General features: G+C 70.2%; 13 protein-coding genes. 9 read left to right on the top strand and 4 right to left on the bottom strand.

Going from position 1 to position 13,404, the window contains the following annotated elements:
* Positions 1-43 precede the first annotated feature (43 nt).
* Complete coding sequence (locus ABZ070_RS09045; RefSeq protein ID WP_356631548.1) at positions 44-1,330, bottom strand: MFS transporter; 1,287 nt, start codon at positions 1,328-1,330, stop codon at positions 44-46.
* A 193-nt stretch (positions 1,331-1,523) separates the two neighbouring features.
* On the opposite strand from ABZ070_RS09045, the gene ABZ070_RS09040 reads away from it, so the two are divergent.
* Complete coding sequence (locus tag ABZ070_RS09040) at positions 1,524-2,285, top strand: phosphoglyceromutase (protein WP_356631546.1); 762 nt, start codon at positions 1,524-1,526, stop codon at positions 2,283-2,285.
* A gap of 104 nt (positions 2,286-2,389) precedes the next feature.
* Here ABZ070_RS09040 and ABZ070_RS09035 read toward each other — a convergent pair whose 3' ends face one another.
* Both ABZ070_RS09035 and phoU read right to left on the bottom strand, forming a co-directional pair.
* Positions 2,390-2,539: a hypothetical protein gene (locus tag ABZ070_RS09035; RefSeq protein ID WP_356631544.1), complete on the bottom strand. Its 150-nt coding sequence runs from the start codon at positions 2,537-2,539 to the stop codon at positions 2,390-2,392.
* 113 nt (positions 2,540-2,652) lie between these two features.
* Positions 2,653-3,330 (bottom strand): phosphate signaling complex protein PhoU, encoded by a 678-nt coding sequence (phoU, locus tag ABZ070_RS09030; RefSeq protein WP_356631542.1) that lies wholly within the window; start codon positions 3,328-3,330, stop codon positions 2,653-2,655.
* 195 nt (positions 3,331-3,525) lie between these two features.
* Here phoU and ABZ070_RS09025 point away from each other — a divergent pair, with 195 nt between their 5' ends.
* Complete coding sequence (locus ABZ070_RS09025; RefSeq protein WP_356631540.1) at positions 3,526-4,791, top strand: ATP-binding protein; 1,266 nt, start codon at positions 3,526-3,528, stop codon at positions 4,789-4,791.
* Positions 4,788-5,468 carry a response regulator transcription factor gene (locus tag ABZ070_RS09020; RefSeq protein ID WP_037622332.1) on the top strand — a complete coding sequence of 227 codons (681 nt, stop codon included), beginning with the start codon at positions 4,788-4,790 and terminating at the stop codon, positions 5,466-5,468. Before ABZ070_RS09025 ends, ABZ070_RS09020 begins: the two co-directional genes overlap by 4 nt.
* A gap of 104 nt (positions 5,469-5,572) precedes the next feature.
* On the opposite strand, the gene ABZ070_RS09015 is transcribed toward ABZ070_RS09020, so the two are convergent.
* Positions 5,573-6,262 carry a DUF461 domain-containing protein gene (locus tag ABZ070_RS09015; RefSeq protein WP_356631538.1) on the bottom strand — a complete coding sequence of 230 codons (690 nt, stop codon included), beginning with the start codon at positions 6,260-6,262 and terminating at the stop codon, positions 5,573-5,575.
* 624 nt (positions 6,263-6,886) lie between these two features.
* On the opposite strand from ABZ070_RS09015, the gene ABZ070_RS09010 reads away from it, so the two are divergent.
* The 6 genes from ABZ070_RS09010 to ABZ070_RS08985 all read left to right on the top strand — a co-directional run bounded on the left by ABZ070_RS09010 (position 6,887) and on the right by ABZ070_RS08985 (position 13,333).
* Positions 6,887-7,369, top strand: a complete 483-nt coding sequence (locus ABZ070_RS09010) for a CarD family transcriptional regulator (protein ID WP_003953493.1) — start codon at positions 6,887-6,889, stop codon at positions 7,367-7,369.
* Positions 7,370-7,690: 321 nt separating this feature from the next.
* Positions 7,691-8,428, top strand: a complete 738-nt coding sequence (gene ispD / locus ABZ070_RS09005) for a 2-C-methyl-D-erythritol 4-phosphate cytidylyltransferase (RefSeq protein ID WP_356631536.1) — start codon at positions 7,691-7,693, stop codon at positions 8,426-8,428.
* Positions 8,418-8,921 carry a 2-C-methyl-D-erythritol 2,4-cyclodiphosphate synthase gene (gene ispF / locus ABZ070_RS09000; RefSeq protein WP_356631534.1) on the top strand — a complete coding sequence of 168 codons (504 nt, stop codon included), beginning with the start codon at positions 8,418-8,420 and terminating at the stop codon, positions 8,919-8,921. Before ispD ends, ispF begins: the two co-directional genes overlap by 11 nt.
* Before the next feature lie 103 nt (positions 8,922-9,024).
* Entirely contained in the window at positions 9,025-10,422 is a 1,398-nt protein-coding gene (cysS, locus tag ABZ070_RS08995; protein ID WP_356631532.1) for a cysteine--tRNA ligase, read from the top strand.
* A gap of 118 nt (positions 10,423-10,540) precedes the next feature.
* On the top strand, positions 10,541-11,491 hold the full coding sequence (gene rlmB, locus ABZ070_RS08990) for a 23S rRNA (guanosine(2251)-2'-O)-methyltransferase RlmB (protein ID WP_356631530.1): 951 nt from the start codon (positions 10,541-10,543) through the stop codon (positions 11,489-11,491).
* A gap of 231 nt (positions 11,492-11,722) precedes the next feature.
* Positions 11,723-13,333: a DoxX family protein gene (locus tag ABZ070_RS08985; RefSeq protein ID WP_356631528.1), complete on the top strand. Its 1,611-nt coding sequence runs from the start codon at positions 11,723-11,725 to the stop codon at positions 13,331-13,333.
* Positions 13,334-13,404: the final 71 nt, after the last annotated feature.

The following is a 13,404-nucleotide window of genomic DNA, read 5'->3' as shown; positions in this document are numbered from 1 at the left end:
CGGGCGGGACGCGTGTGAGACCGCGCCCCGCCCGTTCGCCCCGTCAGCTGTTGGCGGGTGCCGTGGTCGGTGCCGTGGTCCGTGTGCTCTCCGGCATGGCCTTGGCGGCCACCTCCGCGGCGTCCGTGACAGCCTCCGCCTCCCCCTGTCCGCTGTGCTCGGCCAGTGCGCGCCGCAGCAGGAGGGCGTACCCCGCCGCCGCCACGACGCCGATCACCGCGCAGCCCATCCACAGCACGTCCGGGCCGGGGCCGTCCACCACCCAGCCGGCCAGGACCGGGGCGACGAAGCCCGCGACGGCCCAGGACATGCCCATGACGCCCTGGTAACGGCCACGTGCGTGTGCCGGAGCGAGACGAGCGGTGGCCGCCGCGTTGGTCGGCACGTGCACCATCTCACCGAGCGTCCAGATCACCACCGTCGCCGCGAACATCAGAGGGGTGCCCGCCAGGGCCGTCGCACCGGTGCCGACGGCGAAGAGCAGCGAGGACACGGTGAGCAGAGCGGCCGGCGAGCGCTTGTCCGTGATCCGGTTGACCAGCAGCTGCAGCGCGACGATCACCACGCCGTTCACGGCGATGACCATGCCGTACGAGTCGGCCGACAGCCCCTCACCGGCCATGGTCAGCGGCAGCCCCACCCAGGGGGCGGTGAAGATGAGGCACACCAGCAGGTTGAGCAGCACCAGGGTCCTGAACGGCGCGTCCTTCAACACGTCGAGCACGGTCACCTGCTGGTCGGCCGGCGCCCCGGTGACGGCGTCCACCCGTGCCTTCGGCCGGGTCTCGGCCAGCCGCAGGAAGACGATCAGCGCGCAGAGCGCCGTCGCCAGCGCGTCCACGACGAACAGCGTCCGGTAGCCGAGGAAGATCGCTGCGCCGCCGCCCAGAGCGGCGACGGCGAAGCCGAGATTGAGCGCCCAATAGTTCAGCGCGTAGGCCCGGCGCAGCTCCGACTCGGGCACCATGTCCGCGATCATCGCGCTGATCGCCGGTCGCACGGCCTGCATCGCGACGCCCATCAGCAGGACGACGACCGCGATCCCCCAGGCGCTGCTCACCACGGCCAGGGCGGCGGCGCACGCCGCTCCGGCCAGATGCATCGAGACCATCGTCGGCCGCCGCCCCCACCGGTCGGTGAGCATCCCGCCCAGCGGCGAGCCGGCCACACCGCCGAGCCCGTGGAGCGCGATGACAAGACCCGCGTACCAGGCCGAGTAGCCGAGCTCCTGCGTGAGATAGAGCGACAGGAAGGTGAGGACGAACGCGCCGGTACGGTTCACCAGCGTCGATGTCCACAACCACCAGAAGCCCTTGGGCAAACCCGACACGGTCTGGAGCGCTGCGCGTCTGAGCGAAGCGATGGACATACGGGAGCCCCCCACGCTGTAATGACCCTTTTCAGTATCCGCAACTTACTTAACCGGGTCTCCCGGCCGCCACTGAATTGACGGGGACCGTCAACCGAGTCCGCTCCTCGGGCAGCCGCGCGGCGCCCAGGAGGAGTCGATTAGGCTCGTCCGCATGGCCGACGCACCGTACAAGCTGATCCTCCTCCGCCACGGCGAGAGCGAATGGAACGCAAAGAACCTGTTCACCGGCTGGGTGGACGTCAACCTGACGGAGAAGGGCGAGAAGGAGGCAGTCCGCGGCGGTGAGCTGCTCAAGGACGCCGGCCTGCTCCCCGACGTGCTCCACACCTCGCTCCAGAAGCGCGCCATCCGCACAGCGCAGCTCTCCCTGGAGGCCGCGGACCGCCACTGGATCCCGGTCCACCGCTCGTGGCGGCTGAACGAGCGCCACTACGGCGCGCTGCAGGGCAAGGACAAGGCCCAGACGCTGGCCGAGTTCGGCGAGGAGCAGTTCATGCTCTGGCGCCGCTCGTACGACACCCCGCCGCCGGCCCTCGAGGACGGCACGGAGTTCTCCCAGTCCGACGACGCGCGCTACCAGACCATCCCCAGCGAGCTGCGCCCGCGCACCGAGTGCCTCAAGGACGTCGTCGAGCGCATGCTGCCGTACTGGTACGACGGCATTGTCCCCGACCTGCTCGCCGGCCGCACGGTCCTGATCGCCGCCCACGGCAACAGCCTGCGCGCTCTGGTCAAGCACCTGGACGGCATCTCCGACGCGGACATCGCCGGCCTGAACATCCCCACCGGCATCCCGCTCGTCTACGAGCTCGACGCCGACTTCCAGCCGGTCAAGCCGGGCGGCACCTACCTCGACCCGACGGCGGCCGCCGCGGCGATCGAGGCGGTCAAGAACCAGGGCAAGAAGAAGTAAGAGCAGCGATCAGGCCCCTGATCTGCACATACGGTGCAGATCAGGGGCCTTCGTGCTGTCCACGGTGACGGACCGCCTGCACAAGAAGGAGGACGCCTGGGGCGTCAGCCGCAGCAGCCGCCGCACTGGCAGGGTGCGCCGGACTGGCAGCCGCAGCCGCAGCCGGAGCCGCAGCCGCAGGCGCGGAGGACCGGCAGGAAGACGACCTCGGGCGAGGCTTCCTGTCGTGGCTCGGTCGTGGGGGATTCGGCCATGGGTCCTCCTCAGGGGCGTACGGGAATGCCGCCTCGCCCATTGGACGCCCGCCCCGACGGGCGCATCAACGGCGCACACGCGCAAGCGCCCCCCGTACGCGCCGTGGGCTCCCTTATGCGCCCTCCACCGCGGTCTGCTGCTGGATCTCGTCCGCGTGCTCACCCGTCACCAGGTACACCACGCGCTTCGCGACCGACACGGCGTGGTCCGCGAACCGCTCGTAGTAGCGGCCGAGCAGCGTCACGTCGACGGCCGTCTCGATGCCGTGCTTCCAGCGGTCGTCCATCAGGTGCTGGAAGAGCGTCCGGTGCAGCAGGTCCATCTCGTCGTCGTCATGCTCCAGCTGGAGCGCCAGGTCGACGTCCTTGGTGATGATGACCTCCGCCGCCTTGGCCATCAGCCGCTGCGCCAGCTGTCCCATCTGCAGGATCGTGGCGTGCAGGTCGTTCGGGACGGCGCGGTCGGGGAAGCGCAGCCGGGCCAGCTTGGCCACGTGCTGGGCCAGGTCTCCCGAGCGCTCCAGGTCGGCGCTCATGCGCAGCGAGGTGACCACGATCCGCAGATCCGTGGCGACCGGCTGCTGCCGGGCCAGCAGCGCGATCGCCCTGGCCTCCAGGTCGTGCTGCAGATCGTCGACCTTCTGGTCGCCGGCGATCACGTTCTCGGCGAGCTTGAGGTCCGCGTCGAGCATGGCCGTGGTGGCGCGCCCGATCGCCGACCCGACCAGCCGGGCCATCTCGACCAGGCCCTCGCCGATCGAGTCCAGTTCCTCGTGGTACGCGTCACGCATGGGTGTCCCTCTCTTGATGCGGCCGGGTCCGGGTGGGGCTCGAACTCCACGCTCCCACGTTCAGGGCGACAGAAGTCCGTCGGCTCCATCCCAAATGAACCGGCACTTTCCCCTTGGTGAACTCTGAGCGACGACTGTTCGAGGTGCCACCCGTTTGGCTGGGAGAGCGCCCCCGACCACGCATAACCTGAATGCATGGACGTGAACGCGGCGGTGGCCGCAGCGGCAGCGATCGCCGGGCTGTGTACCGGTGTCATCGCCGTGCTGGCGTTCCGCTGGAGCGAGCGCGAACAGAAACGACCCACCAGGACATCGCTCCACACCGACGCCGTGCTTCCGCCGGGGGTCGACACGGTCCTTTCCGTGCTCCGCTCCTCCGCGGTGGTCCTCGACGAGTCCGACTCCGTCGTCAAGGCCAGCTCCGCGGCGTACGCCCTCGGCCTGGTCCGCGGTGGCAAGCTCGCCGTCGAACCGATGCTGCACATGGCCCGCGACACCCGGCGCGACGGCGAGATACGGCAGGTCGAGCTGGACCTGCCGCGCCGCGGCACCGGGCGTGGCGAAGCCCTCGCCGTCTCCGCCCGGGTCGCCCCGCTCGGCTCCCGCCTCGTCCTGCTCCTCGTCGAGGACCTGACAGAGGCGCGCCGTATAGAGGCGGTCCGGCGTGATTTCGTCGCCAACGTCAGCCACGAGCTCAAGACCCCCGTGGGTGCGCTTTCCCTGCTGTCGGAGGCGGTCATGGACGCCTCCGACGATCCAGAGGCGGTGACCCGCTTCGCCGGCCGTATGCAGATCGAGGCGACCCGGCTCACCAACCTCGTACAGGAGCTCATCGACCTCTCCCGGGTGCAGAACGACGACCCGCTGGAGGACTCCGAGCCCGTGAGAGTGGAGGAACTGGTCGCAGAGGCCATCGACCGCTCCCGCCAGACCGCGTCCGCCAAGCAGATCACCATGGCGGCCGGAGCCGCCTCCGACCTGCGGATCTGGGGCAACCGCGGCAAGCTCGCCGCCGCGCTCGGCAATCTCGTCGAGAACGCCGTCAACTACTCCCCGGCCCGCACCCGCGTCGGCATCTCCGCCCGCCGCGTCAACGCCCCGGGCGGGGACCTGATCGAGATCGCCGTGACCGACCAGGGCATCGGCATCTCGGAGAAGGACCGCGAGCGCATCTTCGAACGCTTCTACCGGGTCGACCCCGCCCGCTCCCGCGCCACCGGCGGCACCGGCCTGGGACTCGCCATCGTCAAACATGTGGCCGCCTCGCACGGCGGGGAGGTCACGGTGTGGAGCTCCGAGGGACAGGGTTCCACCTTCACGCTGCGGCTGCCCGAAGCGGGCGCCGCGAAAGAACGCGCAACCGCCGGTCCGGATCGCGTCGACGAGGACGACGACCGGCATTACGGCATCGACCCCAATGACCAGAACAGCGAAATTCCTGCCCCGGAGGTCCTTCCGTGACCCGAGTGCTCGTCGTCGAGGATGAGGAATCCTTCAGCGACGCCCTGTCCTACATGCTCCGCAAGGAGGGCTTCGAGGTCGCGATCGCGACCACCGGCCCCGACGGACTCGACGAGTTCGAGCGCAACGGCGCCGACCTCGTACTCCTCGACCTGATGCTGCCCGGCCTGCCCGGTACGGAAGTGTGCCGCCAGCTGCGGGGCCGTTCGAACGTGCCGGTCATCATGGTGACCGCCAAGGACAGCGAGATCGACAAGGTCGTCGGGTTGGAGATAGGAGCCGACGACTACGTCACCAAGCCGTTCTCCTCGCGGGAGCTGGTCGCCCGCATCCGCGCGGTCCTGCGCCGCCGCGGCGAGCCGGAGGAGGTCGCGCCGGCGGCCTTGGAGGCCGGGCCGGTACGGATGGACGTGGACCGCCATGTCGTCACCGTCTCCGGTGGCAAGGTCGACCTTCCGCTGAAGGAGTTCGACCTGCTGGAGATGCTGCTGCGCAACGCGGGCCGGGTCCTGACCCGTATGCAGCTGATCGACCGGGTCTGGGGCGCCGACTACGTGGGCGACACCAAGACCCTCGACGTCCACGTGAAGCGCCTGCGCGCCAAGATCGAGCCCGACCCGGGCGCGCCGCGTTACCTGGTGACCGTCCGCGGTCTGGGCTACAAGTTCGAGCCGTAGGCCTGCAACGTTCGAGCCGTAGGTCTGCCACGCACGAGAAGTCTGAGAAACAAGAGGGCGCCCGCCGGATGCCGGCAGGCGCCTTCTTCGCTGTTCGGGAGAGGTCAGTGATCCGCCTCGTGCGACGCGGAGGCCGCGTCGGACGGTTCGTCGGCCTCACTGCCCGCCGCCTCCGTGTCGCCCGGCTCGGCCGCGTCGCCGGCGGGGCCGCCCGACGGGGTGCCGGCCGGCGTGCCGGTCGCAGAGCCCGACGGCGTCGCCGCCGCGGACGGCGTCGGCAGCGCGCTCGGGCCGAAGTCCTTGAAGTAGTTCGTCGCCGGCACGACCAGCGCCTGTACCTTCACGTCGCCGGTCTCGCTGAAGCGGAAGACGACCTCGCGCACGGCGCCGTTGCTCAGGGCCTCGTTGCCGCCCTCGACGACGGCGGACGCGTTGCCCCGCCCGCCGACGATCAGCCGGCCCTGCGCGGGGACGGTGACGGCGCCCGAGCCCTCGGCGGGGGTGAGCTTCACCTCGGCGTCGTAGTCGGGCAGCGTGATCGACTCGAGGGTCTGGTCCTTCGCGCCGTCGTTGAAGATCGTCAGCACGACTGCCGCCGGGCCCTTGGCGTTCGCCTCGGGCTGGGTGATGACGTTGACGTTCTGAAGCTTGAGGCTGTCCACCGACGTCGCGGCGTTGTCCGGCTTCACGCCGAGTGTCTGCGCGTCGTTGCCCGCACCGCAGGCGGAGAGCGAGGCGATCGAGAAGACGACGGCAGCGCCCGCGAGGGCACCGCGTCGAAGGCTGCTGCTCACGGCGGCGGCTTCTCCTTCTGTGTACGGACTGTGTACGGGAGGGGCGGGCTGGCGGCTGTCGCCGGCCGAGGGCCTGACGGCCCGCGCTCAGGTTACCGAGCCGTCGATCACGCCCCGCACCCGACCCGCCCCTTTGCCCGTGCGGCTGGTGCGAACATCCGGCCGGGCCGCTCGCGCCTTCCGGTCGCGCCTTCGGTCGGACCCTTCCGGTCGCGCCTTCCGCTCCGCCTTCCGTGCGCGCCGTTCACATAACCGAAGTGATCAATTTCCGAGGGGGTCGCGCATTCCCTGTGAATACCCGGCGGTGATCAATTCGGGATTCGTGGCCGTGTCCGTCCGTACGGGTGATCGGCGGCCGAACGGAGTACGGGAAGTTCACCGTCGGGAATCCGGCAAATCGGGACGTTCGACCTCCCTGGAGGGGGTTGTGCGGGGTGTAACGTACGCGTTTCTGTCCGCCCGCGCAGCCGCTCCGACCTGCGAATACCGCACTCCGCATGCCTTCCGCAGCACGTTCCTGTTGCTGTTGTCAAGCCCCGAGATATGCCCTGACCTGCGAAAACGCCATTCAGAACACGCTGTATCCGTGTTACCCTGGATAGCCACGGAAGGGGTACCTGTCACATGACGTTCAAGGTTGGCGACACCGTGGTCTATCCCCATCACGGGGCCGCGCTGATCGAGGCCATCGAAACTCGCCAGATCAAAGGCGTGGACAAGACCTACTTGGTGCTCAAGGTCGCCCAGGGTGACCTGACGGTTCGCGTGCCAGCGGACAATGCGGAGTTCGTCGGCGTACGCGATGTGGTCGGCCAGGACGGACTGGACCGGGTCTTCGAGGTGCTTCGTGCGCCGTATGCCGAAGAGCCGACGAACTGGTCCCGTCGCTACAAGGCAAATCTCGAGAAGCTCGCCTCCGGCGATGTCATCAAGGTCGCCGAAGTGGTGCGTGACCTGTGGCGTCGCGAGCGTGAGCGCGGGCTGTCCGCCGGTGAGAAGCGGATGCTCGCAAAGGCACGTCAGATTCTCGTCAGCGAGCTCGCCCTCGCGGAGAACACCAACGAGGACAAGGCCGAGGCTCTGCTCGACGAGGTCCTCGCGTCCTGACGCGCGATTGATCACTACGATTGATCATGATTAATGCCGCGGTGCCCGCTGGCATGCTGTGAATTCACTTGCGTGAGGTCCAGCTTGTCGCCGGGCGCTGCGGCATGTTCGTCGCCGTGGCCTGCTGGTGTTGTGTGTCGTCCTTGCCCGGTCGTGCCTGCCCGAGCGGGTACGTCCGAAACCTGCTGTTGACGCTTTGCTGTGCCGGGCCCGGGCGGCTGGCGCAGACAGTCACGGAAGGGTCCGGTCAAGGCGTCGCGCCCGGCACGCTGTGGCCATACCCAAGTCGGCCGAGGAAACAAACCTGCCGGAGTGCAACCGATGTCTGACGAATCGCGCCACCACCGCACCGCAGTCGTGATCCCGGCAGCCGGCCGGGGAGTACGGCTCGGCCCCGGCGCCCCCAAGGCGCTCCGCGCGCTGAACGGCACGCCCATGCTCGTCCATGCCGTACGCGCCATGGCTGCGTCCCGCGCAGTCTCGCTCGTCGTCGTGGTCGCTCCGCCCGACGGCGCGCCCGAAGTGAAGCGGCTGCTCGACGCCCACGCCCTGCCCGAGAGGACCGACTACCTCGTCGTGCCCGGCGGTGACTCCCGCCAGGAGTCCGTACGGCTGGGACTCGAGGCGCTCCCCGACGGCATCGACACCGTCCTCGTCCACGACGCGGCGCGTCCGCTGGTGCCCGTCGACACCGTGGACGCCGTCATCGAGGCCGTACGGGAGGGAGCGGTCGCCGTGGTGCCCGGGCTGCCCCTCGCGGACACCGTCAAGCAGGTCGAAGCGGCGGCCAAGGGCGAGCCCGAGCCCGTCGTCGCCACCCCCGAGCGCGCCACGCTGCGGGCCGTGCAGACACCGCAGGGCTTCGCCCGCGACGCCCTCGTACGGGCCCATGAGACGGTCACCGGCAATGTCACCGACGACGCGAGCATGGTCGAGCAGCTCGGGCTGCCGGTCGTCGTCGTCGCCGGCCACGAGGAGGCGTTCAAGGTGACCCGCCCGCTGGATCTTGTACTGGCCGAGGCGGTACTCGCCCGGAGGAGGGCCAACGATGGCTTCTGAGCAGTTCCGCCTGCCGCTGGTCGGTGTCGGCACCGACGTCCACGCCTTCGAGAAGGGGCGCGAGCTGTGGTGTGCCGGGCTGCTGTGGGACGGCCCCGACAGCGACGGGTACGGTCTCGCCGGCCACTCCGACGGTGACGTCGCCGCGCACGCCGCCTGCGACGCGCTCTTCTCGGCCGCCGGTGTCGGTGACCTCGGCGCCCACTTCGGGACGTCGCGGCCCGAGTGGTCCGGCGCCTCCGGCGTCACCCTGCTCGCCGAAGCCGCGCGGATCGTGCGGGCCGCCGGTTTCGAGATCGGCAATGTCTCCATTCAGGTGATAGGTGTCCGCCCGAAGATCGGCAAGCGCCGCGAGGAGGCGCAGAAGACCCTGTCCGAGGCCGTCGGCGCGCCGGTCGCCGTTTCCGGCACGACGACGGACGGCCTCGGCCTGACCGGACGGGCGGAAGGGCTCGCCGCCATCGCGACGGCGCTCGTCGTCAGGACCGACTGACAGCGGCAGGAGTCCCGTTCCTCCGTGGCCTTCGTCACCTTCATGCCACGCCCTGGCAGGAAACGGTCGCGGGGCACTACCACGCGCCCACTACCCTTGTTGCGTGACTATTCGCCTGTACGACACCAGCACCCGGCAGATCCGTGACTTCGCCCCTCTCGTGCCGGGTTGTGTCTCGATCTACCTGTGCGGTGCGACCGTGCAGGCAGCCCCGCACATCGGGCACATCCGGTCCGGCCTGAACTTCGACATCATGCGCCGCTGGTTCGAATACCGCGGTTACGACGTCACGTTCATCCGCAACGTGACGGACATCGACGACAAGATCATCGCCAAGTCGGCGGAGCACAACCGCCCCTGGTGGTCGATCGGTTACGAGAACGAGCGCGCGTTCAACGACGGCTACGAGGCCCTCGGCTGCCTGCCGCCCACCTACGAACCGCGCGCGACCGGCCATGTCACCGAGATGGTCGAGATGATGCGCGGCCTCATCGAGCGCGGTCACGCCTACGAGGCCGACGGCAGCGTCTACTTCGACGTCCGCTCCTTCCCCGACTATCTGGCGCTGTCCAACCAGGACATCGACGATCTGCGCCAGCCCGCCGAGGAGGGCATCACCGGCAAGCGAGACCCGCGCGACTTCGCCATGTGGAAGGCGACCAAGCCCGGCGAGCCCGCCTGGGAGACCCCGTGGGGCCGCGGCCGTCCCGGCTGGCACCTCGAGTGCTCGGCCATGGCGCACAAGTACCTGGGCGCGGCCTTCGACATCCACGGCGGCGGCCTCGACCTGATCTTCCCGCACCACGAGAACGAGATCGCCCAGGCCAAGGCCTACGGCGACGACTTCGCCTCGTACTGGGTGCACAACGCCTGGGTCACCATGAGCGGCGAGAAGATGTCCAAGTCGCTCGGCAACTCGGTGCTCGTGAGCGAGATGGTCAAGAACTGGCGGCCCATCGTCCTGCGCTACTACCTCGGCACCCCGCACTACCGCTCGATGATCGAGTACAGCGAGGACGCGCTGCGCGAGGCGGAGTCGGCGTTCGCGCGCATCGAGGGCTTCATCCAGCGGGTCGTGGAGAAGGCGGGCCCCGTCGCCCCGGCCGCCGAGGTGCCGCTCGCCTTCGCCGAGGCCATGGACGACGACTTCGGGGTGCCGCAGGCCCTCGCGATCGTCCACACCACGGTGCGGCAGGGCAACAACGCACTGGCGGCCGACGACAAGGAAGCCGCCGTCGCCCGCCTCGCCGAGCTGCGCGCCATGCTCGGCGTTCTCGGACTGGACCCGCTCGATGCACACTGGGTGGGCGAGAACGACCGCGGCGAGGATCTGCACGGCGTCGTCGACACCCTCGTACGGCTTGTGCTCCAGCAGCGCGAGGCGGCAAGGTCCCGCAAGGACTGGGCGACCGCGGACGCCATCCGCGACCAGCTCGGCCAGTCCGGGCTCGTCATCGAGGACAGCCCCGACGGTCCCCGCTGGACACTCGGCCCCCGCTGAGCACCATGCGCGATGTGCCGCCCGGGCGACCGGGCGGCACACTTCCATACGTAGACGCAACTGCGTACACACTTTTGATCGAGTGAACGAGCTTCACGGAAACAGGTAGGTCTAAGTCATGGCCGGGAACAGCCAGCGCAGGAACCGCCGCACGTCCAACAAGAAGGGCGCGCAGGTCGGCAGCGGTGGCAAGCGACGCCGCGGCCTCGAGGGCAAGGGCCCCACGCCGCCCGCGTCCGCACGCAAGGGGCACGTCAAGAACCGCGTCGCCAACGCCAAGGCGAAGCACTCCGCCCGCAGGCCGGTCGCCCGCCGTGGCGGCAAGGGGACGTCCGAGATGGTCGTCGGACGCAACCCCGTCTTCGAGGCGCTGCGTGACGGTGTGCCCGCTTCGACCCTGTACGTCCAGCAGTTCATCGACAACGACGAGCGGGTGCGCGAGGCGCTCCAGCTCGCCACCGGTCGCGGCAACATCAACATCATGGAGGCCCCGCGCCCGGAGCTCGACCGGCTGACGAACGGGCTGAACCACCAGGGCCTGGTGCTCCAGGTCCCGCCGTACGAGTACGCCCACCCCGAGGACCTCGCGGCCGCCGCCTTCGACGACGGCGAGGACCCCCTGATCGTCGCCCTCGACGGTGTCACCGACCCGCGCAACCTGGGTGCGGTCGTCCGTTCCGTCTCCGCGTTCGGCGGTCACGGTGTCGTCGTCCCCGAGCGTCGTGCCGCCGGCATGACGGCGGGCGCCTGGAAGACGTCGGCGGGCACCGCCGCCCGTACGCCCGTCGCTCGAGCGACCAACCTGACCCGCGCCCTGGAGTCGTACCAGAAGGCCGGGCTGACCGTCGTGGGCCTCGCCGCCGACGGCGAGCACGAGGTCGGCGACCTCGAGGCGCTCGGCGGGCCGTTGGTGATCGTGGTCGGCAGCGAGGGCAAGGGCCTGTCCCGCCTCGTCGGCGAGACCTGCGACTATCTCGTCCGCATCCCGATGCCGGGCGGCGCGGAGTCCCTGAACGCCGGTGTCGCGGCGGGTGTGGTGCTCTACGAGGCGGCCAAGCGGCGCGCCTGACGGCGCAGCCGGACCGGGTCGGCGGGCGCCGGACCGAGGTGTGCGGTTTCGGCCGTTTCCAGTGGACGTTTCGGACGACCACGGGGTGCAAAACGGTTGATAAGGAGCGCTTGACGGGTCTCGGACAGATCGGGCCCGTCACGGCCGTGCCCTAAACACACGTCACTCGGTTAGATGAGTGTGGACACCAGAACGCCCCGGTCCGGGTTCGATGATCAGCCTGCGCTGAGCATGGTCAAGGTGGACTGCGATCCCGCGCAGGTCATCGTCAGCCACGCCAGCTTCCGGGTGCAGCTCGCCCAGAGCCCGCGCCCCGCACGTGCCCTGGCGAACTCCGCACGTCTCGCCCCGCTCGGCGGCTCCGGCCCGGCGGGCCGGCGCAGGGCGCCCGTCGTGTGGAGCGGCAGGTCGGCCCCCGGGGACTCCGGCGCGACCGGACTGCTCCAGGCCGTACGCAACTCCACCCTGGAACACGACATGTACAGCGCGGGCGCCACCCAGGTCATCCCGCGCATCGAGCTCGACGAGACGGTGGAAGGGGCCGCGGTCACCGCACCGGGCGGCCCCGGCCACCGGGACCGGCCGCTGCTGCCGCCCATGCGCCAGGCGGTCGGCGCCTACGACTCCTATCCGCCGTACGACCAGCCGTCCGCCGACCAGCCGTCCTCCGGTCACCTGCCCTACGACGCCGGCACGTACGACACCGGCACGTACGACGCGGGGACGTACGACGTGGAGCCCTACGGGGAGTCGTACGACGACGAGGTACCGGGCCGGGCCCGCGAGGGGCGGCGCGCATCGCAGCGTCACGGCGCCGACTCCGTACGGCACGCCTACTACCCCGGCCGCCGCATGAACCTCGGCGTGGTGCTCCTGCCACTGCGCCTGCTCCTCGGCTTCACCTCCATCTACGCCGGCATGGGCAAGCTCTGCGACCCCGTCTACTTCGACGGCGGCGACCGGGGCTCCATGGTCAAGTGGCTCAACTCCCTGGACCCGTGGGCCCTCGCGGAGCCGCTGCGCGACTTCGCGGTCGGCCACCCCGTCGGCGCGGGCCTCACCGTCGCCTTCCTCCAGGTCATCGTCGGTGTCCTGACCGTTCTCGGACTGTGGCAGCGCGTCGGCGCGGTCGTCGGCGCGCTGCTGTCCGCCGCGCTGATCCTGACCGTGAGCTGGAAGAGCGTCCCCGTCTACGACACGCCGGACATCATCTATCTCGCCGCCTGGTCACCGCTGATCATCGCGGGCGCGCCCGTCTACTCCATCGACGGGCGCCTCGCGGGCGAGGCGTGGCGCACCCTCGGACCCCGGTCCGCCCTGTGGGAACTGCGCAGGCGCGTCCTGCGGCGCGGCGGTCTCGTCGCCGCCGTTGTCGTCGGCCTCACCATGCTCGTGGGCTCGATCCTCGGCGGCGCCGTCCGCTCCACCGAGATGGTCACCGTGCCGGGACCGGACGGGAACCCCACGAACCACCTGCCGGGCGCCCCGCTGCCCAGGGAGTCCAGCGGCGAACGCGGTTCCTCGGGTGCGCGGAAGGACAAGCCCTCCCCGTCGCCCAGCCGCGCCTCGCAGAAGCCGAAGGAAGCGTCGTCCGAGCCTGCGAAGGAGGCCGTCCGGGAGACCGGGCGGGTCGCCGGCACACCCAGCCAGACGCAGGGCAGCGGCCAGCAGCAGCCCACCGGCTCCCAGCCCGCCCCGCCGCCGCCGTCCGGCACCACGGGCCCGACGTCGACGGGCGGCAGCAGCTCCGGCGGCACGAGCGGCGGCGGCTCGACGGGAGGCTCAGGAGGCTCCGGGGGCAGCAGCGGGGGAGGCGGTGTGATCGGCGGCCTGCTGGGCTGAGCGGCGGGCCTTCGGCGACGTGAGGAGGGGCGGCCAGGACTCGCGATGCGGCGGATCGCTGATCTGTATCC

It is taken from the genome of Streptomyces sp. NPDC006283, from assembly GCF_040613325.1.
GTDB lineage: Bacteria > Actinomycetota > Actinomycetes > Streptomycetales > Streptomycetaceae > Streptomyces.
Note: the sequence above shows the minus strand (reverse complement) of the source record. Positions and strands in the feature narration are given on the sequence as shown.

Coding starts and splice junctions, on each gene's coding strand:
- ABZ070_RS09040 (WP_356631546.1), top strand. CDS start 1,524: ATGGCCGACGCACCGTACAAGCTGATCCTCCTCCGCCACGGCGAGAGC.
- ABZ070_RS09035 (WP_356631544.1), bottom strand. CDS start 2,539: ATGGCCGAATCCCCCACGACCGAGCCACGACAGGAAGCCTCGCCCGAG.
- phoU (WP_356631542.1), bottom strand. CDS start 3,330: ATGCGTGACGCGTACCACGAGGAACTGGACTCGATCGGCGAGGGCCTG.
- ABZ070_RS09025 (WP_356631540.1), top strand. CDS start 3,526: ATGGACGTGAACGCGGCGGTGGCCGCAGCGGCAGCGATCGCCGGGCTG.
- ABZ070_RS09010 (WP_003953493.1), top strand. CDS start 6,887: ATGACGTTCAAGGTTGGCGACACCGTGGTCTATCCCCATCACGGGGCC.
- ispD (WP_356631536.1), top strand. CDS start 7,691: ATGTCTGACGAATCGCGCCACCACCGCACCGCAGTCGTGATCCCGGCA.
- ispF (WP_356631534.1), top strand. CDS start 8,418: ATGGCTTCTGAGCAGTTCCGCCTGCCGCTGGTCGGTGTCGGCACCGAC.
- rlmB (WP_356631530.1), top strand. CDS start 10,541: ATGGCCGGGAACAGCCAGCGCAGGAACCGCCGCACGTCCAACAAGAAG.
- ABZ070_RS08985 (WP_356631528.1), top strand. CDS start 11,723: ATGGTCAAGGTGGACTGCGATCCCGCGCAGGTCATCGTCAGCCACGCC.